At 63.5% G+C, this 22,493-nt stretch carries 20 protein-coding genes; 10 read left to right on the top strand and 10 right to left on the bottom strand.

The window, feature by feature from the left end; all coding sequences use genetic code 11:
• Window positions 1-31: 31 nt before the first annotated feature.
• A complete protein-coding gene (locus tag NGM99_RS07835; protein ID WP_252817722.1) occupies window positions 32-1,036 on the bottom strand; it encodes a BMP family lipoprotein in 1,005 nt (334 codons plus the stop codon).
• Between the two features lie 1,302 nt (window positions 1,037-2,338).
• On the opposite strand from NGM99_RS07835, the gene NGM99_RS07830 reads away from it, so the two are divergent.
• Window positions 2,339-2,923: an amino acid synthesis family protein gene (locus NGM99_RS07830; protein ID WP_252817721.1), complete on the top strand. Its 585-nt coding sequence runs from the start codon at window positions 2,339-2,341 to the stop codon at window positions 2,921-2,923.
• Window positions 2,920-3,504: an amino acid synthesis family protein gene (locus NGM99_RS07825; protein ID WP_252817720.1), complete on the top strand. Its 585-nt coding sequence runs from the start codon at window positions 2,920-2,922 to the stop codon at window positions 3,502-3,504. Before NGM99_RS07830 ends, NGM99_RS07825 begins: the two co-directional genes overlap by 4 nt.
• A 248-nt stretch (window positions 3,505-3,752) precedes the next feature.
• Here NGM99_RS07825 and NGM99_RS07820 read toward each other — a convergent pair whose 3' ends face one another.
• From NGM99_RS07820 to NGM99_RS07810, 3 genes are read right to left on the bottom strand one after another with little or no spacing between them, the layout of a single operon-like run.
• Window positions 3,753-4,952 carry an amidohydrolase family protein gene (locus NGM99_RS07820; protein WP_252817718.1) on the bottom strand — a complete coding sequence of 400 codons (1,200 nt, stop codon included), beginning with the start codon at window positions 4,950-4,952 and terminating at the stop codon, window positions 3,753-3,755.
• A gap of 35 nt (window positions 4,953-4,987) precedes the next feature.
• Window positions 4,988-5,548 carry a MarR family winged helix-turn-helix transcriptional regulator gene (locus tag NGM99_RS07815; RefSeq protein WP_353937390.1) on the bottom strand — a complete coding sequence of 187 codons (561 nt, stop codon included), beginning with the start codon at window positions 5,546-5,548 and terminating at the stop codon, window positions 4,988-4,990.
• 30 nt (window positions 5,549-5,578) lie between these two features.
• Window positions 5,579-6,223 carry a cysteine hydrolase family protein gene (locus tag NGM99_RS07810; protein WP_252817716.1) on the bottom strand — a complete coding sequence of 215 codons (645 nt, stop codon included), beginning with the start codon at window positions 6,221-6,223 and terminating at the stop codon, window positions 5,579-5,581.
• A 203-nt stretch (window positions 6,224-6,426) separates the two neighbouring features.
• On the opposite strand from NGM99_RS07810, the gene NGM99_RS07805 reads away from it, so the two are divergent.
• Genes NGM99_RS07805 through NGM99_RS07770 form a run of 8 tightly spaced genes read left to right on the top strand, consistent with a single transcriptional unit; the run spans window position 6,427 to window position 14,167 of the window.
• Entirely contained in the window at window positions 6,427-7,287 is an 861-nt protein-coding gene (locus NGM99_RS07805) for an NAD-dependent epimerase/dehydratase family protein (RefSeq protein WP_252817714.1), read from the top strand.
• The gene (locus NGM99_RS07800) at window positions 7,284-8,105 is read left to right on the top strand and encodes an SDR family NAD(P)-dependent oxidoreductase (protein WP_252817712.1); all 822 of its coding nucleotides are present in this window, start codon (window positions 7,284-7,286) and stop codon (window positions 8,103-8,105) included. The genes NGM99_RS07805 and NGM99_RS07800 overlap by 4 nt, the downstream gene beginning before the upstream one ends.
• Before the next feature lie 24 nt (window positions 8,106-8,129).
• The gene (locus NGM99_RS07795) at window positions 8,130-9,260 is read left to right on the top strand and encodes an NAD(P)/FAD-dependent oxidoreductase (RefSeq protein WP_252817710.1); all 1,131 of its coding nucleotides are present in this window, start codon (window positions 8,130-8,132) and stop codon (window positions 9,258-9,260) included.
• Window positions 9,257-10,714: an FAD-binding oxidoreductase gene (locus tag NGM99_RS07790; protein ID WP_252817708.1), complete on the top strand. Its 1,458-nt coding sequence runs from the start codon at window positions 9,257-9,259 to the stop codon at window positions 10,712-10,714. Before NGM99_RS07795 ends, NGM99_RS07790 begins: the two co-directional genes overlap by 4 nt.
• 43 nt (window positions 10,715-10,757) lie before the next feature.
• Complete coding sequence (locus NGM99_RS07785) at window positions 10,758-11,330, top strand: aminotriazole resistance protein (RefSeq protein ID WP_252817707.1); 573 nt, start codon at window positions 10,758-10,760, stop codon at window positions 11,328-11,330.
• Between the two features lie 19 nt (window positions 11,331-11,349).
• A complete protein-coding gene (locus NGM99_RS07780; protein WP_252817705.1) occupies window positions 11,350-12,867 on the top strand; it encodes an ABC transporter ATP-binding protein in 1,518 nt (505 codons plus the stop codon).
• Window positions 12,864-13,535, top strand: a complete 672-nt coding sequence (locus tag NGM99_RS07775; RefSeq protein WP_252817703.1) for an energy-coupling factor transporter transmembrane component T family protein — start codon at window positions 12,864-12,866, stop codon at window positions 13,533-13,535. The genes NGM99_RS07780 and NGM99_RS07775 overlap by 4 nt, the downstream gene beginning before the upstream one ends.
• A complete protein-coding gene (locus NGM99_RS07770) occupies window positions 13,532-14,167 on the top strand; it encodes a phosphoribosyltransferase family protein (RefSeq protein WP_252817702.1) in 636 nt (211 codons plus the stop codon). The genes NGM99_RS07775 and NGM99_RS07770 overlap by 4 nt, the downstream gene beginning before the upstream one ends.
• A 92-nt stretch (window positions 14,168-14,259) precedes the next feature.
• On the opposite strand, the gene NGM99_RS07765 is transcribed toward NGM99_RS07770, so the two are convergent.
• From NGM99_RS07765 to NGM99_RS07740, 6 genes are all read right to left on the bottom strand, one after another.
• On the bottom strand, window positions 14,260-15,228 hold the full coding sequence (locus NGM99_RS07765; protein WP_252817700.1) for an ABC transporter permease: 969 nt from the start codon (window positions 15,226-15,228) through the stop codon (window positions 14,260-14,262).
• A complete protein-coding gene (locus NGM99_RS07760; RefSeq protein ID WP_252817698.1) occupies window positions 15,221-17,683 on the bottom strand; it encodes an ATP-binding cassette domain-containing protein in 2,463 nt (820 codons plus the stop codon). Before NGM99_RS07760 ends, NGM99_RS07765 begins: the two co-directional genes overlap by 8 nt.
• 70 nt (window positions 17,684-17,753) lie before the next feature.
• The gene (locus NGM99_RS07755; protein WP_252817696.1) at window positions 17,754-18,791 is read right to left on the bottom strand and encodes an ABC transporter substrate-binding protein; all 1,038 of its coding nucleotides are present in this window, start codon (window positions 18,789-18,791) and stop codon (window positions 17,754-17,756) included.
• 135 nt (window positions 18,792-18,926) lie between these two features.
• Window positions 18,927-19,907 carry an ABC transporter permease gene (locus NGM99_RS07750; RefSeq protein WP_252817694.1) on the bottom strand — a complete coding sequence of 327 codons (981 nt, stop codon included), beginning with the start codon at window positions 19,905-19,907 and terminating at the stop codon, window positions 18,927-18,929.
• Window positions 19,904-21,424 carry a sugar ABC transporter ATP-binding protein gene (locus NGM99_RS07745; protein ID WP_252817691.1) on the bottom strand — a complete coding sequence of 507 codons (1,521 nt, stop codon included), beginning with the start codon at window positions 21,422-21,424 and terminating at the stop codon, window positions 19,904-19,906. The genes NGM99_RS07750 and NGM99_RS07745 overlap by 4 nt, the downstream gene beginning before the upstream one ends.
• A gap of 1 nt (window position 21,425) precedes the next feature.
• Window positions 21,426-22,466: an ABC transporter permease gene (locus NGM99_RS07740; RefSeq protein WP_252817689.1), complete on the bottom strand. Its 1,041-nt coding sequence runs from the start codon at window positions 22,464-22,466 to the stop codon at window positions 21,426-21,428.
• Between the last annotated feature and the right edge of the window lie 27 nt (window positions 22,467-22,493).

Here is a 22,493-nt window from a genome sequence, read left to right as displayed (position 1 = left end):
TGCGGCACGGGCCAACTCCTCGGGAAGGAGCTTATTTCGCCTTGGTGATGGCGATCGAGCCGTCGAGCACGCCCTTTCTCAGTTCCTCGACCTTGGCGGTCACATCAGCCGGAATGTTCGCGGCGATGTCGTCGCAGACCTTGAACTCGACACCGCCCGACTTCAGATCGAAAGTGCGGGTGCCGGGCGTTACCTTGCGACCTTCCACCTCGTCCTTGATCAGCGTGTAGACGGCCACATCGCCGCGCTTGAGCATGGAACCCAATACGTTGCCGGGTGCCGTGCCGCACATGTCCACATCGACGCCGATGGAATATTTGTCGGCCGCGGCGCTCGCCTGCATCACGCCTTCACCGGTCGGGCCCGCCACGTTGTAGACGATGTCGGTGCCCTGGCCGTAAAGCGCCATGGCGAGTTCCGAGCCCTTGGCCGGATCGTCGAACGTGCCGGCAAACACCGAATTGACCTTGATGTCGGGTGCCGCCGCCTTCGCACCCTGCTCATAGCCGCCGAGGAAGTTGCGGATCACGGGAATGTCTCGTCCACCGACGAAGCCGATGGCCTTTCCGTCGCCGATCTTCTCGATTTCCGAACCCTTGTTCTCGATCAGCGCGGCCATGGCGCCGGCAATGAACGAACCCTGTTCCTCGGCAAAATTGGCGTAGATCATGTTGGGGCTGTCGAGCACGCCATCGATGAACACGAAGCGCTGATTGGGATAGGCGGCGCTCGCCTTCTGGAGCGCGTCCACCAGTTCCCAGCCCATCACGAAGATCAGGTCGTATTGGCCGTCCTTGGCGAGATTGGCAAACTGCTCCTCATAGTCGAGCGCGCGGTTGCCGGTGTCCACGAGCTTCAGGTCGATACCGAAATCGCCCTTGGCCTTGTTGAGGCCATCGACGATGGACACGCCGAAGCCTTGTGCGAAATAGCCTGAAATGGCGGCAACCGATACTTTGTCCTGCGCGACGGCCGCGCCCAGAGAAGCAAGCAGCGTTGCCCCGGCGAGCAGGCCTCTGCCGAAAGTCTTGATCATGGCTGAACCCCTTTTTTTTGAACCGGCTCTCCTTGCCGGTTGCCACCAAACTTGTTGGTGGTCAAATGAACTTATGAGTGGTCAAACGAACTGTCAATCGGGGCGGAGTACCGTTTGCGCGATATCTGGCTGCCGGTCTTGTGGCAGCGTCCGAGGTGGGAAACTCGAGTTTCAGGTCTGAGAGGCGTCCATTGATGGGACTTTGCACGGCGGCACTGTTACGCAGGCAATCGAGGAAATTCATCGACTTCAGGCGAAGCCCAGTTTCAGGGTCGTTTCAGTGAGCGTATTCGAACTCTTGTCGTTTTCGCGTGCATCATCCGTAGCAACGCGGCAGCAACAAAGGTTCTGAAAATTGATGCACACCTCGTCCTTTGACCTTACCTGACGAGCTATTCGTCCCATCATTCGTACTGCGCGCCGAATGTGATCTTGGGGATGTCCGGCACGCGATCAGCGAGTACTAGGATGGTTAGCAAGTCGGATGGCTAACCGCCTGTACGTGCAACACCTTCGCTGGACCGAAAGCTACACGCAACGCCGATGGGTCGCCGCTACAGGTTACGGGAAGCATGATGTAAAGGTCATGGTAGTCGACATGACTGGCGCTAAGTGCCATTTCGATACAGCGGTTGGGTCGCGCGGCCCGCTGCAATTGCCTTCGGGTCGACATCCGCGCCGCAATGCTGCGTGCAGATCGCATAGTCGCGGTCGAAGCATCGTTCGAAGTCGTGCCGATGCACGGTCTTGCGAACTTCGATCCCTCTGATTTGCTCGACCCCTGCCTGGAAATCAGCAGGACGTAGCTTCAGGTAGCTGGGCTCTGGGAAAGTGTCTAACACCTGTTTCTCGAAGTCCTACCGCTTGTTCGGCGTCTGGCATCGCGCGAACTGATCGAGCGACGAGCCATCAAACACCTTGGGCACGACACCGTCGGCCATGGCCGGCAAAATGGAAAGCAGAAGAGCTGGGCCCGCAAGCGATAAACTGACGTCCTCAGGCGCACGGGGACTCACTGATTTCCGAGTCATGATCATTCCGCTGTTTATCGTCGGCACCAATCCACCAGCGCGCGTCTCCTACCGTTACCGATTGTTGATGGTCATACGATATCTTAACTGGAAAGTAGTGGCCGTTAACTGGGTGGTTCGTGCGCTATCAAGCGAATTATCAGGGAACATACCCTTTTGCGGCGCCATTGCACACCGACGCAGCATGACAATCATGCATCTGTCTTGACATAAGCATCCCCGAAATATTGTTTGTCATCAAACAAAGATCGATCGATCCGAGAGGAACGCTATGGCCGAAATATCAGTACGCAAATTCGTGACGGTGGTGGACGAAGTGCTGCACGAGTTCGGCCCCCCGCCGCCTGAATCGCGCCTCCGCGGGGCGGTGATGGCCGTGATCGAGAACCCGTTCGCCGGGCGTTACGTGGAAGACATCCAGCCCTTCATGGAGGACCTGCGCCCGCTCGGGCTCGAAATGGCGAACCGGCTGGTCAAGGCGCTGGGCGGCTCGGTGGAAAGCATCGAGGGCTATGGCAAGGGCGCCATCGTCGGCGCCAGTGGAGAACTCGAACACGCCGCGCTTTGGCATAATCCAGGCGGCTACGCGATGCGAGAGGTGCTGGGCGATGCCAAGGCAATCGTCCCTTCGACGAAGAAGGTCGGTGGCCTGGGCGCGCGCATCGACATTCCCGTGACGCACATCAACGCGTCCTATGTTCGCAGCCATTTCGACGCCATGGAACTGGGCATCCCCGATGCGCCGCGCGCCAACGAGATGGTGGTACTTCTCGTGATGACTACGGGTCCGCGCGTGCACAACCGCGCTGGCGGTCTCAAAGCATCCGAGATCAAGGGCGAGGACGGGTTGCGATGAGCGCGAAGATCCGCCGCATCGTCACGATCGTCGAGGAAACCTGGGTGGAAGGCGGCAAGCCGCTCGCCAAGCCGGTTCGCCGTGCGGCTGCCGTCGCGGTGATCGAAAATCCATTCGCCGGAGCTTACGTCGAGGACCTGTCGCCGCTGATGGCGGCAGGCGAGGAGCTCGGCGATCTCCTGCCTAAGCGCGCCGTGGCAGCACTCGGCATCGCGGGTGAAGCCGTTCACAGCTTTGGCAAGGCCGCGCTGGTGGGGGCGGAGGGCGAACTTGAACATGCCGCGGCCCTTCTCCACCCAAAGCTTGGCGCGCCGTTTCGTGCCGTTCTCGGCAAGGGAGCAGCACTTATCCCCTCATCCAAGAAACGTGGGGGGCCCGGCGCCCCCTTCGACGTCCCTCTCAATCACAAGGACGCGGCCAAGGTGCGCAGCCATTTCGATGGCATGGAAGTGCTGGTGCCCGATGCCCCGCGCGACAACGAGATCGCGGTTGCCATCGCCGTGACCGATGGCGGTCGGCCGCACCCGCGCGTGGGCGGTCTGCAGTTGAACGAGATAAAAGGCGAAGACGGGCTGGTTTAAGGAACAGGCTGCGATCGGGCGGTGCGAAGCCTGGCTGGGGCCTTACCCCTCCCCACAGAAGGGAGTGGAGACACCGGCCTCGCACCCATTCTTTAACCTAGACACCGAGCATCACGGGGCAGGCTCGTTAATGACGTCCTCCGCTTCTCCTTGTGGGGGGCGCCGCCGCTCAACGCCATCAAGGATATGCCCTTTACCCTCTGTGTGCAGAACGCTGGCGCAGCAACCTTCCCCATTTCAACCCACACTCACCCCTTCACCATCACTGGCACCCGGTCTGCGGGTGGGGTGTTGCGGCTGCGCAAGGTGCGCGCCACGCCATCCACCATGACCATGCCGATGCCGGGCAGGTTGCCGAGTGCTAGGCTCTCCAAGAAAGTGTCGCCCGCTCCGCCCGCAGCCCGGTCCATGAAGACGAGATCGGCCGCGCGGCCCGCTTCCACGATGCCGCGATCGTTCAGCTGCCGCACCCGCGCCGTGTTGCCGGTGGCAAAGCAGAATGCCGTTTCCACGGAAACGTCGCCGAGAGACGCGAGCATGGTAATGGTGCGCAAGATGCCCAGCGGCTGGACGCCCGAGCCCGCCGGGCCGTCCGTTCCCACCAGCACGCGCGAAAGCTCGTTGCGCTCCTTGGCAAGGCCGAGCACATATAGGCCGGCGCGCAGATTGCCGTTGTGCACGATCTCCAGCGCGCGGCTGCTCTGTTCGGTGACCTGCTTGAGTTCCTCGAAGGGAAGCGCGGTCGGGCCGCCATTCACGTGCGCGATCACGTCCGCATCGACCTCGATCACAACATCCGCGCCGATACGGCCGGAGCCGGGAATGGAAGGACCGCCCGTATGCGTCATAGATGTCATGCCATGGGCTCGCGCCCAAGCCACCATCTGTCGTCCCGTCGGGCCGTCCTTGATGCCGCCCAGACCCACTTCGCCCAGGATCGAGACCCCTGCTTCGGCCAACTCACGGAAATCGTTCTCTACTAGGCCGGGTTCGAGGATCAGTGCGCCGGCGATCACCTTCATGCCGCCTGGGCGAAAATTGGCAAAGGAGCGCTGGGCTGCAATCGCCAGCGCCTTGATGCCGATCACGTCGCGTGGGCGTCCCGGATAGTGCGCTTCGCCCGCCGAGATCAGGGTGGTGACCCCACCATGCAGTGTGGACTCGATCCAGCCGATCTGATTCTGGCGCGGGGTCCAGTCGCCGGCCACCGTATGAATGTGATTGTCGATAAGACCGGGCGTGACAACGCAGCCCTGGGCATCGATCTCACGATCCGGCGTGCCCCAGTCGATTTCGCTCTCGCGCCCCACGGCGGCGATGATGCCGTTCTCGACCAGGATCGCGTCGGCATCGAGGATCGGCCGGTCGAGATCGCCGCTGAGTAGCAGGCCTATGTTGCGAATGGCGAGCTTGTCGGAAGACGGCGTGGCGACGGGTTCGGATGCCATCGGAGTTCCTCATGCGAGTGGGCGAATGCGGATGGTCAGCGGGTGCGCTCGGGCGCGTCGATCTCGCCATCGGCAATGCGCCCGAGCAGATCGAGAAGCATGGCCTGTTCGGCCTTGTTGAGCGGGCTCAAGAGCCGTTCGCCCACTTCCAAGCTGCGCGCGAGGCGGTCGAGCGTGTAGCGCATTCCTTTGTCGGTGAGGCGAAGGATGGTCAGCCGCTGGTCGGTTTCCGAAGACGACCGGTCGACCAGCTTCTCCTTCAGAAGCTTGCGCACCACGAGGCTGATCGTGGACGGATCCATGGCAGTCAGCCGACCTAGATGGTTCTGCGAGATTTCACCGACCTTGAGGATTGTGGCGAGTGCGGCGAATTGCGTGGGCGACAGCGCCTCGCCGGCCATCACCTGCTGGAAGCAGAGCGTGGCGCGCTGGTGCACGCGCCGCACGAGGTGCGCCGGATGGCTTGGTAAGTCGTAGCCGCTTTCCCTATAGGCCTCCTCGGCTGCCGCTCGGCCCAGCACAGGCTCATCGCTGTGGGCCGGTGCTTTGTCGCGCGTGGAAGCAGGAAGAGAGGTGTCGGGGGACGTGTCTGTCACTGATTCTGGATTGTCCGAAAGAGGAGAGGATCAGGCGGCAAGGTCAAGGTTTTCAACTTCGCTGCCGTCGGAAAGGGCGCGTGCGACCGTCTGGGCGTCGCTGACCACGCCGAAATGAGTGGCGATGTCGTAGAGCGAACTGCTCTGCTCGCGCGGACCTGTCGCCGCGCAGGCATCATGCGGCACGACGATCTCGTACCCGAGGAAGAAGCCGTCATGCACGGTGGAGCGCACGCAGATATTGGTGACCACGCCCATCACCACGAGCTGATCGACCTGCATGTCCTTGAGCGTGAGGTCGAGATCCGTGCCGAAAAAGGCCGAGTAGCGCCGCTTGGTCAGGTGGATCTCATCGGCACGTGCCCCCAGATCCTCGATGATCTCGGTTCCCCAACTGCCTTCCAAGCAATGGGGGGTGCGCTTGAGCCATTCGCGGTCCCGGCGCATGTTGCGGCGATGCACGTCATGGACCCAGACCACGGGAGCACCGGCCGCGCGCGCGGCCTCGATGATGCCGAGCTGCGGTTCGACGAGAGTTCCGTAACCCGGCAGAACCATTGCGCCGCCCGGCTTACAGAATTCGTTGATCATATCGACCACGATCACCGCGGCTCGGCTCGCATCGAGCTGGACGCGCTCGGCATGGCGGTGCGCTGAAAAGACGTCTTCGCCCACGGTTCCACCTCGCTCTTCGCTTATTTGTTTGAGTTCATACAAAAACTGACGAGGCCGCTAAGTCAATCCCACATCGCGCACCGTCAGATGCGCTGACCGCCAGAGCGCCACCGACCCGTTGACAGGGGAGGCGATAACGATCCAATTGTTTGACTACGAATGACCTTCGCGGGCCTTTGGGTTCGCCTCGTGAAAGGAGCGCCATGCGCGTTATCGTCACCGGATCGAGCGGCTTTCTCGGACGCCATGTCGCCGCCCACCTCGTGCAGGCGGGGCATGATGTTCTGGGAGTGGATACCGCGCAGCCGCCGCCGGGCATCACAGGCTGGTCGCATGTGAGTGCCGACCTTTCGCAATTCGCCGCCGCGCTCGAACTGGTGCGCACGGTGGATGCGGTAGTCCACATCGCAGCCATTCCGCGCCCGACGGGACGCACGGCGGGCGATGTGTTCCACACCAATGTTGCATCCTGCTTCAACGTCGTCGAGGCGGTGCGGCTCGCCGGCATTTCCCGTCTCGTTTATGCGTCCTCTTTCAGCGTGCTGGGCTACCCGTTCGGCGAACCGTTCGTGCCGCCGCAAAGCCTGCCGATCGACGAAGAGCATCCCATCCATGCGCAGGATGCCTACGGATTGTCGAAATGGCTCGGCGAGGAGATCGTGGAGGCCGCCGTGCGACGCGGCAATCTCTCCGCCGTCTCGCTGCGCATGCCATGGGTCCAGTCGCCGGAAACCTTCGCTGCGCAGATCGGACCACGGCGTGAAACAGCGGAAGCCGTCCGAGATTTATGGAGCTACATCGACATACGAGACGCAGCCGAAGCCTTCAGGCTCGCACTGGATTGGCAGGGCGAGGGCCATAGCCGACTCTATGTGGCGGCCGCCGATACTTACCTCACGCAGGAAACGGTACCCGCGCTGCAAAAGACGCTGCCGAACGTGCCGCTTGTACGAGGTCTGGGGGGCTTCGCGGGCTTGATCGACACCAGCCACGCCAAAGGGGTTTTGGGTTTTCAACCTCAGTTTTCGTGGCGCGATTATCAAGACGAGGGCAACGCATCATGAAGCGCTTCGCAAACAAGGTCGTCGTGGTCACGGGTGGGGGCGGTGCCATCGGCAGTGCGGCCGCACGCCGCTTCGCCGAGGAGGGCGGACGGCTGGCAATTCTCGATCAGAACGGCGAAGCAGCCGAGCGCATAACTACGGAGATTGGCGCAGATGCTTTCGCGCTTGCAGTGGATGTAGGCGACGAAACACAGGTTGCCTCAGCCATCGCCGAGGTTCAGCGCCGGTGCGGGCGGATCGACGTCCTGTTCAACAATGCGGGCATCTCGGGCAAGGTCGCACCAGTCTACCAACTGGCCGTGGAAGACTGGGACCGCATCGTCCGGATCAATCTGCGCGGCATGTTCCTGATGCTCCGCGCGACGCTTCAAAGCATGATCGAAACGAAGACGGAGGGTGCCGTCGTCAATATGGGCTCGTCCATGGCGGGCTGGGACGTGTTGGCGGGTGGCGCGGGCTATGCGGCCACCAAGCATGGGGTGGTCGGCCTTTCCCGCATTGCAGCGCTCGACGCTGCTCCCTACGGCATCCGCGTGAATGTGATCTGCCCCGGCGTAATCGAAACCACTTTGGGCGTGCCGGCAGACGACCGCGACGCTTATCGGCGGGGCATCGAACGTTTCGCCAACCGCATTCCCTTGCGCCGCATCGGCCAGCCCGAGGATGTTGCCGCAGCCGTAGCCTTCCTGGCTTCGGACGATGCCCGGCATGTGACAGGTGCGGACTGGCTGATTGATGGCGGCCAGACACTGCAAAGCTGGGCGAATGCACCGGAGGGCGGGGCCTATCCTCTTCACCGCGAAGGCGGCGTGTCCTAAACCGTTTTCGGGGGAGGGCTGAGCTTGGAAGCGGTTGAGACGATCATCGTCGGTGCCGGCGTCGTCGGTTTGGCCATTGCCCGTGCCCTTGCCATGCGCGGACATGAGGTCGTCGTGCTCGAAGCGGCGGAGGCTATCGGGACCGAAACGAGCTCACGCAATTCGGAAGTGATCCATGCCGGGATCTACTATGCGCCGGGAAGCCTGAAAGCGCGCCTGTGCGTGAAAGGCCGCAGGCAGCTTGTCGCCTATGCGCGCGACCACAACGTGCCGCATAGGCTGTCGGGCAAGCTGATCGTGGCGACCGCGCGCGAGCAGGAGGCGGCCCTCGATACGATCGTGGAGCGGGCGAAAGTCGCTGGCGTTTGCGATCTCGTTCGCCTGTCGGGCGCCGAGGCGATGGCGATGGAGCCCGCGCTGTCTTGCACGGCGGCCCTTCTCTCGCCGTCCACGGGCATCATCGACAGCCATGCGCTGATGTTGGCCCTGCTCGGTGACGCCGAAAGCCATGGCGCGATGCTCGGCCTCAACACACGGGTCGTTTCCGGACGGATCGCAAGCGAAGACGGCGCATGCTTCGTGCTCGAAACAAAGGATGCCGCGAGCGGCGAGCGGTTCACGCTTGCCGCGCGCCATCTGGTCAACGCAGCGGGTCTCGGCGCGCAAGCCCTGGCCTTATCTCTCGAAGGTCTGCATCCCTCGCATGTGCCGCCGCTTTTCATGGCGCGCGGCAGCTATTTCGCGGTCGAGGGAAAGCCGGCTTTCTCGCGTCTCGTCTATCCCGTGCCCGAACCCGGCGGCCTTGGCGTTCACCTGACGCTCGATCTGCAAGGCAATATGCGCTTCGGGCCGGATGTGGAGTGGATCGCACACAAGGACTATCATGTGAACGGTGCGCGCCGCACGCATTTCGCCCGGGAAATCAGCCGATACTGGCCAGCACTGCCAGAGGACGCGCTCCACGCCACCTATTGCGGCATCCGTCCCAAGCTGTCAGGCCCGGGCGAGCCCGCGGCTGATTTTGCGATCCACGGCTCGGAGGTCCACGGGGTGGACGGTCTGGTCAATCTGTTCGGCATCGAAAGCCCCGGCTTGACGGCGTCGCTTGCGATTGCCGAAGAGGTCGCGCTGCGGTTGGACGAGAGGAGCCCATGAAACCGGACGTGAGCGCGGCGCCTCTGGGCGAAGGTCGGGACGATACAGCGCGCGAGGCGCTGATCTCTGTTCTCGGCCCATCCGGCTTCCTCTGGGAGCCTGCCGCGATGGCGCCGTTCGCGCGTGATTGGCTCAACCGTTATGGGGAGATCCCGGTCGGCGTCGCGCGGCCCGCAAACACTGCGGAGGTCGCGGCAACGGTTCGGCTCTGCCGCGAACATGGCCTCGTCATCGTATCCCAAGGGGGCAATACGGGGCTGAATGGCGGGTCGGTTCTGGGGGCCGGGCAGCGCGGCATCATCTTGTCCCTCGCACGCATGAATAAGCTCGTGACGCTCGATCCGCTGGGCTTTACCGTGACCGTCGAGGCCGGCATGGTCCTGGCCACGCTTCACGACCGTCTGGCCGATGAGGCGCTGAGCTTTCCCCTTCATTTGGGCGCCGAAGGTTCGGCCCAGATCGGCGGGCTGATCGCGACCAATGCGGGCGGCAGCCACGCCTTTCGCTTCGGCATGATGGGCGATTGCGTGCTCGGGCTCGAAGTGGTGCTGGCCGACGGCACGGTTTGGGACGGCACGCGGGCGCTTCTGAAGGACAATGCCGGTTATCAGTTGCGCCGGCTCTTTGCAGGCTCCGAAGGCACGCTCGGCATCGTCACCCAGGCGGTGCTGCGCCTGCAGCCGGCCCCGCGCGGTCGCGCGACCGCTCTTCTGGCGCTCGACGGCATGGAGCAGGCGCTCGAGGTCGGCCAGCATCTGCGCCGCAACACGGGCGAAATGCTTTCGGCGATGGAATTCTTCTCCGAGACAGGTCTCGCTCTTCTTCTCAAGCACGTCCCCGTCCTGTCCCGCTTGTTCGCCGAAACGCATCCGCTTTATCTTCTGGTCGAGCTTTCGAGTGCCGCCGCCCACCTCGATCTCGATGCGCTTCTCGAGGCCGGACTGGCGGAAGCGTTCGAGGCAGGGCTCATCGCCGATGCGCTGATTGCTGCCAGCTCCGTCCAGCGCGGTGCCTTTTGGCGCCTGCGCGAGGAGATGCCCGAGGGCCAGCGTCTCGAAGGCATCCAGATCAAGCACGACGTGTCCGTACCTGTCGCTCAACTCGCGCTCTTCATTGCCGAGGCGACCCGGGCTGTCGAGACCGTACAGCCCGGCATACGCGTCAACCCCTTTGGTCACCTCGGCGATGGCAATGTGCACTTTAACCTGTCGCCACCTGAAGGCCGCGCGGACTTCAGCCAGCAGGAAGCCGCTCTGTCCGAAGCGGTCTATGCCACAACCATTGCCCATGGCGGGTCGATCGCCGCGGAGCATGGGCTGGGCCAAGCCAAGGTCGAATTGGCCGAGCGGACACGCGACAACGTCGAGCGAGCGCTCATGAAGCGCATCAAGCGGGCCCTCGATCCGGACAACATCATGAATCCGGGGAAGGTCGTTCCCGATGGCTTGGCATAGGACTTGCTGGCTTGTAGCGGGAGGGTTCGAAGGGGTTTAAACAATGCCAGCCACCATAGCCGCAGCACGTGCGGAAAATTCACTGTTTCCGATCGTCTTGTCGATCGTCGCCGCAGCCGCCACCGGCGTGCTCTGGGCCTATGCCAATCCGATCCAACTCGTGCCGGGCGTCATCCAATGGCGCATCTTCGCCTTTCTGCCGCCGCTTGTAGGCATCCTGCTCGGCTGGCGCAGCGGTTTCATCTGCGGCTATCTCGGCACGGTCGTCTGGTCGCTGCTCGCCGGCACGTTCATTCCTGCCCATTCGCTCATCGTGGACGGCATCATGGTGGGCCTGACCGGCCTTGTTCCGGGCCTTCTGATCAACCCGGCGAAGCAGCCGCTCGACCGCGCCGCGCTGATTAAAATCGCGGCAATCTGCCTGGGCGTTGGGCTCCTGATGGTCGTGGCCGTTTCCGCGAGCCTTGCCTATCTCGGCATTTTCCCGTTCTGGTGGGCGGTTTCCTATCTCGGCCTGTCCGACATCGTCCCCATGCTGATCGGCACGCCGCTTCTGGTGGTGCCTGCGCTCAAGATCCTGAAAAGTGCGCATCCGTCGGGCTTCGCACGCTTTTGACCAGCGGAACCCATTTGCAGTGCTTGAACTGAACTCTGTTTCTGCCGGCTTCGGCGAGGGCGTTTCCGCCCTTGCCGAGGTATCGATGACTTTGGGTGTCGGAGAAAACCTTCTTGTCTGCGGGGCCGCCGGCTCGGGCAAGACCACGCTTCTGGGCGCCGCCAGCGGCATCGTTCCGCGCCTCGTCACGCCGACAAGTTTTTCAGGCGACGTTTCTCTCGACGACAAACCCTTGCATGAGATTTCACGCGACAGCCTGTTCGCGCGCATCGGCGTCGTCATGCAGAATGTCGAGGACCAGCTCTGGGATCTGGGCGTCGAGGACCTGATCGCATTTCCCCTGGAAAACCGAGGTGTCGCGCGCGGCGAGTTGCGCGCCCGCATCGATCATCTTCTGACCCATTTCATGCTCGACGACCTGCGCGGCCGCCGTGTTCTCTCGCTTTCCGGCGGGGAACGGCGCATGGTCGCGATTGCCGCGGCACTGGCCGCCTCGCCGCAGATCCTGATGCTGGACGAGCCGACCACGGGCCTCGATCCCGCCGCGCGTCAACGGCTGACCGGCCGGTTGCAGGAGGCCGCGTCGCAGACAGGTGCACTTCTGATCACCGAGCAGGACCCCGCACCCTTCGAAGCCATCGCGACAACGGTACGCTTCATCAAAGGCGGACAGCTGTCCGCGAGCCGTCCGGCTTTCAACGCGATGGCTGACCAATCCCTTTGGCATGAAGCCGGCATTCTACCGCCCCGCCGCAGCCTCGTGCCGCGTGCAAGCGTAACGCCGGGCCGTGAGCTTCTGTCCGTCCGCGAGGTCGAAACCAGGCTCGCGCGCAAGGACGGTGCTCCGGTCCTGAACGGCATCGATCTGACGATCAGGGAAGGCGAGGTCGTCGGTCTCATCGGGCGCAACGGCGCGGGCAAGACCACGCTTTTCCAGGCTATCCTGGGCTTGGCGCCCATCCGCAAGGGAGCGGTCGGTATCGACGGCCAGCCGACCGCCGGCTGGACTGTTGCCCGCCGCGCACGCTCGATCGCTTATCTGCCGCAGAACATGCGCCGCATTCTGTTCAACATGACCGTGCGTGAGGAGGTGGTCTTCGCGATCACCGCCGGCGCGAAGCCCGGTGCCGAGACTGAAGCGCAGGCAGGGGCGGCCCTCGCCAAGTACAGATTGGGCGATCTCGCAGAAAGCAACCCCTTTGCGCTTTCCGCGCGTCAACAGGCCTTGCTCGGGCTCGCCTGCGCGGATGCCATGCAGGCCAAGCTCGCGATCCTCGATGAGCCGCTTCTGACGCGCGATCGCGAAGGGCGGCAGATGCTCGACCGCTTCGTGGATTCGTTCACCGGTCGCGGCAGCGCGGTGCTCCTGATTTCGCATGATCTCGATCTTGTCGCCGAACTCGCGAGCCGCGTGCTGATCCTCGAAGGCGGCCGCATCGCATTCGATGGCCCGGCAGGTGCGTCCTGGACAAGCCCCGCTTTCCGCGCACTCGACTGGGCGCCGCCGCAGCCCGTTCATACGGATTTCGCCGCATGACCCGCATTCACGACAGCAATTTCTTCGTCAAGCTGGTGGCGGCCTTTGCCGTGATGACCGCGGCCTGGCTTCTTCGCGACTGGCGTGCCGGCAGCGCGCTTGCCATTGTCGTGGTTGGGCTGCTTGCGGTTCTGCGGGTGCCGCACCTCGGCACATATCTGCGCGGCGCGGCTTTGCTCGTGCTGCTCGTGGTGGCGAGCTGGATCCTGAACCTGATGCTGCAAGGCGAGCGCCTCGATGTCGCCTTGCCGGTCGCGTTCGCCATGGCGGCGCGGCTAGTGACGACCACCGCCGTCTTCTTTTTCGTCATGGAAACCAGTACGCCAGGCTCGATCCTTGCGGCCTGCAGTGCAGCGCGTCTGCCGCCCATCGTGACGCTGGTGCTGTCGCTGACCTTCGGCATCATTCCCATGCTGCGCGAGGATTTCGAGCGCATCGGCGACGCCCAGCGTGCTCGCGGCATGGAAATCGACGATGTGTCGCTGCCCATGCGCCTGCGCTTCGCGCTTGCGCGCGGCGTGCCTCTCCTCGTTCAGGCAATCCGCATGGCCCATGCGATTTCGCTTTCCCTGTCGATCTATGGCTTCGATCTCGGCCGCAAGCGCACCACATGGCGCGAGGTCGGGCTTCTGGTCGAACCCAGACTGCAAAAAGGCCTTTCCCGATGACAGCCAAACGTCCCGGTTCGCCCGTCACCACGCAAACTTGGCCGGTCGATGTGGCAGGCTTGAGCGTCGACCTGCCGATCGTTGCCATCAAGCCCGACTTCGGCATCTCGTTGATGATGGTGATCGATCTGGGCGTGCGGTTCGGCGAGCATGTTGGCCGGGCATTGGCAGAGAAGCTTGCGCCCCTCGAACCGGAGGTGATCGTGGGCGCGGCGACGCTCGGCATTCCGGTCGCCATCGAGGTCAGCCGCGCCATGGGTCTCGACCGCTACGTGATCCTGCAGAAATCGCCCAAGATTCACCTGAGCGATGCGCTCGTGCAGCCGATCACCTCGATCACCTCCAAGGGCGAGCAGCGCCTGCTGCTCGATCAGGATGCCGTGCCGCTTCTGGCCGGCAAGCGGGTCGTGGTCGTGGACGATGTGATCGCATCAGGCTCGAGCCTGAAGGGTTCTGTTGAGCTTGTGCGCCGTGCCGGCGGCAGGGTGGTCGGTATCGGCGTCATTCTGACCGAAGCCCGCGAATGGGAAGCCGTTCTCGGCGATGATGCGAAGCTGGTCCAACATCTTGCGCACATCCCTCAATTCACCTCCGACGGCGCGACCTGGACGGCGATCCCGGAAACGTTCTGAGTCTGTTGCGGCGGGCGCCCGGCGCCCCGCTTGTGCTCATTCCAATGTAGAACTTGAGAGGCGATTGTCAGGATGGGTCGGAGGCGGGTGCCTTAGCTCAACCGCCGGCCCATCCGGCCGCCCGCCACGCTCAGCACCGCGATGATGACGATGCCTTGCAGGATGTCCTGCGCACCGGGCGGCAGGCCGGCGACCTGCATGGTGGTGACGATCATGACCAGAAGCAGGCCGCCGAGAAGGGTCCCGAATGCCGTGGCGCTGCCGCCCGCAATCAGCGTGCCGCCCAGGACCACGGCGCCGACCGACTGCAGGAGATAGGGCGTACCCATCTCGAGAAAGGCGCCGCTCGCATAGCCGGCCAGAAGCATGCCGGTAAGCGATGAAAGCACGGCGCTGAGAACAAAGGTCGATGCCGTCACCGCCCAGACGCGAACGCCCGCGAGCCGTGCCGCTTCCACGCTCTGGCCGACCGCGAAAAGCTTGCGGCCCCAGGCGCTACGACCGAGAAGCACGGCGAAAAGAACCGTGGCGACCACCGCGATGATCACCATCACCGGCACGCCGCTCACGCGGCCCGTTGCGAGCCAAGCCAGAAGCGGCGGCTTTGCGAAGCTGCCGATGCGGGCATTCACGGACAATGTCGCGGTCGCCAGAATATAGCCCGAAGCGAGCGTGGCAATCATCGCAGGGATTCGCAGCAGCAGAACCAGACCTGCGTTGAACGCGCCGGCAAGCAGCCCCAGGGCGAGAACGAGGACAAGCGTGACGCCGAAGCCGGCTTCCGAACCGGAAGAGGAGAGCACGGTGAGATAGGCCGCGAGCGTCACCGTGCTCGGGATCGACAAGTCGATATTGCCGCGCCCCGTGGTCACCACCAGCATCTGGCCGAGTGCGGGCAGAAGCAGGAATGCCGCCGATTGTGCGACACCCGTCAGCGAGGAAAGGCTGAAGCGCGCGGTCAGTGCCGTGAGGATGGCCCACAGCACGAGAAAGCCGAGAAGCGGCCAGATCCAGCGCTTCTCCCGCAGAGCAACGCTCAGGCTTTGACGCTGTTCAGCCATGCCGGCTCCTCCGCAGGGTCAGGGCCTGAAGGCCGAGGATGACGATCAAAAGACCGCCTTGGACGGCAGCGTTGAAGTCGGTCGAAACGCCGAGCGATGCAAGGAGTGCGCCGATCAGCGACAGCGTCACCGCGCCCGCCACCACGCCCCAGGGGGCGATGAATCCACCGAGCAACTGGCAGCCGCCGATCACCACGGCGGCGATCGAGAGAAGTGTGAAGGACGCGCCGGCGTTGATGTCGCTCGCATTGTTGGTGGCTGTCACATAAAGCCCGGCGACGAGGCCGAAGAGGGCGGCGATGCCGTAGCGCAGCACCGCGAAGCGCCAAGCCGACCAGCCGCTGCGCACCAGCGCCATCGGACTCGAGCCGAAACCGCGCAGCACCGTTCCCCATGGGGAGCGGTCGAGCACGAAAGCCGCAAAGCCTGCGAGGACGATCAGCACCAGCGGCGTCGGCAGGCCGGGAATGGCCCAGGTGAAAAGCGGCGAGAGCCAGGCGGGGCTTTCGCCGCCAGGCGATGGCTGGACCGTCTGTCCCCAGCCCATCCAGATGAATGACGCGCCGAGTGTCACGACGATGGCCGGAGTGGCACGCAACTGGATCAGCGTCGCGATCAGCCCATAGCCGAGCAGCCCGCAAAGAAGCGCGGCCGTTCCGAGAACCGGGCTCGCCACGAGCAGCGTCGCGCTCACCACATTGATGAAACCGGTGAAGGCGCCGACACCGAGATCGATCTCGCTGCCGCCGACCACGAACATCTGCGCAAGCGCCACGAGCACGAGCGTCACGGCGGGCGCGAGCAGCAGTTCGAGGCCGAATGACGAGGCCACCAGCGGGTTGAGGCTTGCCATGACGGCAAACACCGCGAACAGGCTGATGAAGGGCACGAGGCGCAGGAGCATCAGGCCAAGGCCTCTGCCCACATCACGCCGTTCCTCTTTGACGGCGATTTCGGGTTCAGTGAAGGACGCGGACACGATCCGGTCCTCGCTGATGGCATCCCCTTCGAGTTCGGCGACGATCCGGCCTTTGGCGAAAACCAGCACACGGTCGCATTCGAGGAATTCGAGATCCTCGGTCGAGTGCCAGACGACGAGCCGGCCTTGCGCCGCGATTTCGCGCACCACGCGGTAGAAGTCGCGCTTGGCGGCGATGTCCACGCCCCGCGTCGGGTCGTCGAGCAGCACGATCTCGGCCTCCGGATCGAGCGCACGCGCGACAAGCGCCTTTTGCTGGTTGCCGCCGCTCAGTTCCACGATCTTGCTGGAAAGCCGCTTGGGGTCGAGCGCGAGCTTCTCTGCACGCGCTGTCGCCTCCGTCCGTTCTGCCGTGTCGCTGACCAGGCTGAGCGGCGCGCGGCGAGCGATGCGCCCGATTGCGATATTGTCGAGAACGCTCCAGAGCGGGAAGGCGCCTTCGCGCGAACGGTCGCCCGACACGAAACGCACCGCGCCCTCGCGCGACACGCCGTCCTTGTTCCTGCCCGCGAACAGCGCTTCGAGAAGCTGCCGCTGGCCGCTGCCTTCGAGCCCCGCAATGCCGACGATCTCGCCGCCATGGAGTTCGAGCGGCCTGTTCAGCTTCTCGACCCGTGCGCCGGTGATCCGCGCTCGAATGGGGTGAGGGGCCTTTTCACGTGCTTCCCGCGCCGCACGTGTTACGGTTTCCCCCGTCCCGCCCATGGCTTCCACCAGGTCGGCAATATTCGTTTCGCCGGTTTCCTTGACCCAGGCGATGCGCCCGTTGCGCATGGCGACCACGCGGTCCGAAACGCTCAAGACTTCCGCGAGCTTATGGCTGATGAAGATCACCGACGCGCCGCGCTCTGCGAGCGAGCGGGCAAAGGAGCGCAACTGAGCGCTGCGTTCGGCACCCAGCGACGAGGTCGGCTCGTCGAGGATCAGAAGCTTGAGGCGCGGGTCGCTCGCGGCGCGCGCGATCTCGACCATCTGGCGCTCGGCGATGGTCAATTCGCCGACCAGCCGGCCGGTGGCGATGCCAGCGCGCGGAAAGATGCGTTCGATGCTTTCCTGCGCCAGCCTGTGATAGCGTGACAGCCAGAGTGGCGAGAGCTTCGCGAATTGCGGCTGCTCGACATAGAAGTTCTCGGCTACCGACAGGTTGGGCGCGAGCGACAATTCCTGCCAGACGATGCGGATGCCTCGCCGACGCGCCTCGGCGGGCGAGAACCCACTGAAATCGAGCGCTTGACCGTCGAGCCGCCCCTCGCCGTCGCTCGGCTCCGTCACGCCGCAGAGAATGCGCATCAAGGTGGATTTGCCGGCACCGTTCGCGCCGACGAGACCGAGCACCTCGCTCTTGTGGATGTCGAGCGTGATCGCGTCATTGGCCCGCGTGCTGCCATAGCTCTTGCCGATGTTCAGCAGGCTGAAGAAAGGCGCGGCGTTGGTCTGCGAGGGAAGGGCCGTCGGCATGGCAAGGACTTGGCCCATGCGCGTCTCCTGATATGCGTGGGCCGCCGGGCGTGGCACGCTCGGCGGCCGTCTGATGCTGGCAACCGGACTATTGCGCGGTCTTGTTCGTCAGGTTCTCTTTTACCCATGCCTCGTCATAGGACGGGCTGATGATCATTCCGGGCTTCAAGTCCTTGGCCATCTGCCCGAGATTGGCCGCCTCCACGGTTGCCACGGGCATGGTCATCTCCATCGGCGGCTTCGCGCCCTTGACGATCTCGTAAGCCAGCCAGAAGGCCGCGCCACCGATACCCGGCGTGGTGTTCATGGAGGTGGTCTTGTAGGCGTCCGCGCCCTTCTTGTTCCACCAGATCACGAAGTCGGACGAGCCGCCGCCTTCGATCACCGGCAGCTTCTCAGCATAGGGACCGCCGGCCTGCTCGAAAGCCTGCACGATGCCGTAATCGTCGCTGCCGCCCTGGCCCAGAACCGCATCGACCTGCGGAAGGCTCGGCAGCACATTGGCGATGGCCGACTGCGCGACCGAGGCCGTCGCTTGACCGTAGACCTCGGCCACCACCTTCACGTCCGGATGGGCGTCGAGCACCTTCTTCTGCGCGGAATACATGAGGTTGTCGGGGCCCGAGCCCTTCACCCCGCGCACCACGATCACATTGCCCTTGTTGCCGATCAGATCGAGCGTGGCTTCGGCCTGCTTCGTCTTGTAGCCGGTGAAGTCGAAGGAGAGTTTATAGGCGCATTTGTCGGTAAGCAGCGAGTCGAAGGCGACGATCTTGATGCCAGCGGCGCAGGCCTTGGCGGCCAAGCCGTTCAGGGCCGTCTCCGACGCGGCGTTGATGGCGATGGCATCGACGCCACGCAGGATCAGTTCCGCCAGCTGGCTGTTCTGCTGGTTGACGCTGCCGTCGCCGTTGAGCACCACGAAATCGGCGATCTTGCCGTCCTTCTTGGCCTTTTCGGCTTCCGCCGTGAAAGCGTCCACCATCTGGCGTCGCCACGTATTGCCGTAGAACGAATTCGACAGCGCGATCACAGGCTTTTCCGGATCGAGCGCCGAAGCGGTTCCGATGCCGGCGCTCAACGATGCGACCACTGCCGCCGATGCCAGCAAAAGTTTTTTGAACATTCCCATCCTCCCTTTGGCTTCACAGAGCGGCCTCCACCGCTCTGGAATACTCATCATACCATTATGATTTGATGCCGCCGTGTCAAGCGCCACCGAGCGTTCGGCGACGCGGGAATTGGTCGGAGGCCGGCTCTCTTAGACGGCTTGCAGCGGACGGATGGTCCGCCGCTCGAGCCGCTCGATGATGCGCGTACGAGTGCCATCGATGGCGACTGCAAGGAAGATGATGGCTGCCGTCACGAGCGGATACACGTAAGGGTCGGCATTGATGATGTTGAGGCCGTTCTGCACCGTCTTGATGAGAATCGCGCCGAACACCGTGCCGCCCACCGAGCCGCGTCCACCGAACAGCGACACGCCGCCGAGCACCGCGGCAGCGATTGCCGCGAACTCGACCTGATCGCCATATTTGGGGCCAACCGCGCCGATCTGGGTGATCGAAACGAAGCCGCCGATGCCCGCGCAGATGCCTGCGAGCACGAAGCAGAGGAAAACGATGCGGCTGACCGGCAAGCCCGCCTTGCGTGCCGAATCCGGATCGCCGCCGACCGCATAGACTTGCCGGCCGAACGGCGTCTGCGTCAGAAGTGCCCAGGCGCAAAGGAACACCACCAGAAAGGCGAAGATGGCCGAAGGGATGCCCAGAACCGTCGCCCGGTTGAGCGTGAGGATCTGATCGGGAAACATCAGCGTGCGCGTGTTCGACAGCCACATGCCGATGCCGCGCAGCACGAACAGCATGGCAAGCGTCACGATGAACGAGACGATGCCGAGTCGTGTCACCGCAAACCCGTTCACCGCGCCGATCAGAGCGCCCAACGCGATCACCGCGAACAGGCTTGCCGGCCACGGCATGTCGGGCATGTAGAGCGCCACGACGCAGGCCGTCAGATACATGCTCGAGCCGACGGAAAGGTCGATCTGGCCGGTGAGCAGCACGAAGGTCATGCCGATTGCCAGAATGGCAATGGGTGCCGCCTGGATGATGATGTTGCGGAAGTTGTTGAAGGCGAAGAAGCGGTCGGACATCAGCCCGAACACGACGAGAAGCACCAGAAACAGGATCACGGGTGCATTCTGCAGGATCAGAAGAAGCGCGCGGCTGCCGATCTTCATGCTGAGGCTCCTTCCCAAGCGCGCTGACCGGTCGCCGCAGCCATGATGGCCTCGCGGTCGAAAGGCCGATTGTTGAATTCAGCGACGATCTCCCCGCGCGAGATCGTCAGGATGCGGTCGGACAGGCCGATCAGTTCCTCGATTTCGGACGAAATCAGCAGCACGCCGCTGCCGCGTGCGGTCAGCGCGTTGATGATGCGGTAAACTTCCTGCTTGGCGCCCACATCGATGCCGCGTGTCGGCTCGTCCAGGATGAAGAGAGTGGGCTCGCGTCGCAGCCACTTGCCGATCACTACCTTCTGCTGGTTGCCGCCCGACAGGTGCTTCACGCGGGTTTCCTCGACCTTGTCGGTGGACAGGTGCATCGACCGGCCCATCTCGCGCGAGACGCTGGCAATTCGTTTGTTGTCGAGAATGCCGAGGGGCCCCGCCACGCTGTCGAGCGATGCGATCACCGTGTTTTCGGCTATGGTGAAATCCATCAGAAGACCTTCGCCGCGACGGTCTTCGGTAAGAAACGCGATTCCGGCTTCGATCGCCTTTTCGGGCGTCGGATCATCGAGCGGCTGTCCATTCACCCGGATCGTGCCCGAGGCGAAGCGGTCGAGCCCGAAGATCATGCGCGCGAGTTCCGAGCGCCCGGAGCCCATCAGGCCGGCCAGCCCGACGATCTCGCCGGCCCGAACCTCGAGCGAGATTTTCTCGGCGACGCCGGGCTGGGACAAGGCCTCGACCGCCAGCACCACTTGCTTGCCCGGCGCAGTCTGGCGATCGGGATAAATCGTATCGATCGAACGGCCGACCATCAGCGAGATCATGCGCCCGATCGGCATTTCGGAGGCAGGCCCTGCACCTGCCAGATGGCCGTCGCGCAACACGGCGATCGAGTCGCAGACGGCGAGCACGTCTTCCAGCGCATGCGAGATATAGATGATGCCAATACCGCGCGCCTTGAGCTTGGCGATGATGCCGAACAGGCGATCGACTTCCGGTCGCGTCAGCGAGGTCGTGGGCTCGTCGAAGATGATGAGGCGTGCCTTGCGCGAAAGCGCTTTGGCGATCTCCACCAATTGCCGCTCGCCTTGCGAAAGCCTGGCGACGGGTGTGGATGGCCGGATGTCAAGATCGACCTCATGCAGCACGGCCTCGGTCTGCGCGCGGATGGCGCGGCGGTCGATGAAAGGCAGCCCGTTCCATCGTGGAAAGGCGTCGACGAAGAGGTTCTCCTCTACCGACAGGTTCGGGAACAGGTTGAGTTCCTGATGGATGAAGGCGATGCCGGCACTGATCGCATCCTTCGGATTCTGCGGCGCATAGGCTTGCCCATCGAGGCGCATGGTTCCCGCCTCCGGCCGGTGCACGCCGCCCAGGATATTCATGCTGGTGGACTTGCCCGAACCGTTCTCGCCGACGAGGCCGAGCGCCTCTCCCGGTCTGACGACGAAATCGACGCCGTGAAGAACCGTGACGCCGAAGAAGCTCTTGGTGAGCCCCGAAACTTCGAGAAGCGTGCTCATCTCAGCGTCCCACCAGCCAGCGATTGCGCGCCACATCGACCAGCGCGGCAAGCAGTATCACGCCGCCCTTGATGATGTAGATGGCGAACAGCGAAGCCCCGAGCAGCTTCATGGAAGTGTCGAGCAGAAGCAGGAACAGCACGCCGAACACCGTCCAGACGATCTTGCCCTTGCCGCCGAACAGGCTCGTGCCGCCGATCACCACCGCGCCGATCACATCGAGCAGGATGTTTTCGCCCACGATGGGCGAGCCGGTCTGCATGCGCGACACATAGATGGTGGCCGCAACGGAAGCGCAGACGCCGCTGATCAGGAAGCAAAAAAGGATCGTCCGTTCGACGGGGATGCCGGACACCCGTGCCGCGCGCGGATTGGCGCCGACCGCATAAACCGCACGCCCGAAGCGCGTGCGCGAAAGCACCACATGAGCCACAACCGCAATTAACCCCGCCGCGATCACGGTCAGGGGAATGCCGAACAGGTGGCCCGTGGCAAACTCGGCAAATGATTCCGGAAGGTTGGCGATCGAGGACGACGTCGAATGAAAGGTCACGTACCAGACGGCCGCGCCCGCAAAGAACATGCGCGTGGCCAAGGTCACGATGAATGATGGCATGTTGAGACGGATCACCGAAAACCCGTTGATGGCGCCGATCACGAGCCCGGTGAAGAGCATCGCCAGAACCGCGCCGGGCACGGCGAATGCTGTATCGCCGAGATAGCCGCCGGTCCCCGTCATCACGGATGCACCGACCACGGCGGACATCGACACGATGGCGGTCACTGACAGGTCGATGCCCGCGATGATCAGAACGAAAGTCTGCCCGATCGCGACCACGAGCAGGGGCATCATGTCGCTCAGGATGTTGGACGCAACCTCCCAGGATAGGATTTCAGGCACGAAGGGAGCAATGGCAAGCACATAGGCCACGCAGAGTACGAGCACGAAATATTCCGACAGCATGAGCCGCCCGAGCCGGCGAAGAACCGAGGGCGGCTGAGTTGCGCCGGTGGCCGTTTCGGCAACGGGCGTGATGGTCATGCGCGAGCGCTCGTCATGGGGATGCTC

The organism is Mesorhizobium liriopis (genome assembly GCF_024053505.1).
GTDB lineage: Bacteria > Pseudomonadota > Alphaproteobacteria > Rhizobiales > Rhizobiaceae > Mesorhizobium_B > Mesorhizobium_B liriopis.
The sequence above is the reverse complement of the archived record's forward strand: the minus strand, read 5'-3'. Positions and strand labels throughout refer to the sequence as shown.

Excerpts from the sequence above, each read along its gene's own strand:
- NGM99_RS07745 (WP_252817691.1), bottom strand. The coding sequence starts at position 21,424 with ATGAGCACGCTTCTCGAAGTTTCGGGGCTCACCAAGAGCTTCTTCGGC.
- NGM99_RS07825 (WP_252817720.1), top strand. The coding sequence starts at position 2,920 with ATGAGCGCGAAGATCCGCCGCATCGTCACGATCGTCGAGGAAACCTGG.
- NGM99_RS07790 (WP_252817708.1), top strand. The coding sequence starts at position 9,257 with ATGAAACCGGACGTGAGCGCGGCGCCTCTGGGCGAAGGTCGGGACGAT.
- NGM99_RS07805 (WP_252817714.1), top strand. The coding sequence starts at position 6,427 with ATGCGCGTTATCGTCACCGGATCGAGCGGCTTTCTCGGACGCCATGTC.
- NGM99_RS07800 (WP_252817712.1), top strand. The coding sequence starts at position 7,284 with ATGAAGCGCTTCGCAAACAAGGTCGTCGTGGTCACGGGTGGGGGCGGT.
- NGM99_RS07775 (WP_252817703.1), top strand. The coding sequence starts at position 12,864 with ATGACCCGCATTCACGACAGCAATTTCTTCGTCAAGCTGGTGGCGGCC.
- NGM99_RS07750 (WP_252817694.1), bottom strand. The coding sequence starts at position 19,907 with ATGAAGATCGGCAGCCGCGCGCTTCTTCTGATCCTGCAGAATGCACCC.
- NGM99_RS07835 (WP_252817722.1), bottom strand. The coding sequence starts at position 1,036 with ATGATCAAGACTTTCGGCAGAGGCCTGCTCGCCGGGGCAACGCTGCTT.
- NGM99_RS07760 (WP_252817698.1), bottom strand. The coding sequence starts at position 17,683 with ATGGGCCAAGTCCTTGCCATGCCGACGGCCCTTCCCTCGCAGACCAAC.
- NGM99_RS07755 (WP_252817696.1), bottom strand. The coding sequence starts at position 18,791 with ATGTTCAAAAAACTTTTGCTGGCATCGGCGGCAGTGGTCGCATCGTTG.
- NGM99_RS07765 (WP_252817700.1), bottom strand. The coding sequence starts at position 15,228 with ATGGCTGAACAGCGTCAAAGCCTGAGCGTTGCTCTGCGGGAGAAGCGC.
- NGM99_RS07740 (WP_252817689.1), bottom strand. The coding sequence starts at position 22,466 with ATGACCATCACGCCCGTTGCCGAAACGGCCACCGGCGCAACTCAGCCG.
- NGM99_RS07830 (WP_252817721.1), top strand. The coding sequence starts at position 2,339 with ATGGCCGAAATATCAGTACGCAAATTCGTGACGGTGGTGGACGAAGTG.
- NGM99_RS07820 (WP_252817718.1), bottom strand. The coding sequence starts at position 4,952 with ATGGCATCCGAACCCGTCGCCACGCCGTCTTCCGACAAGCTCGCCATT.
- NGM99_RS07785 (WP_252817707.1), top strand. The coding sequence starts at position 10,758 with ATGCCAGCCACCATAGCCGCAGCACGTGCGGAAAATTCACTGTTTCCG.
- NGM99_RS07770 (WP_252817702.1), top strand. The coding sequence starts at position 13,532 with ATGACAGCCAAACGTCCCGGTTCGCCCGTCACCACGCAAACTTGGCCG.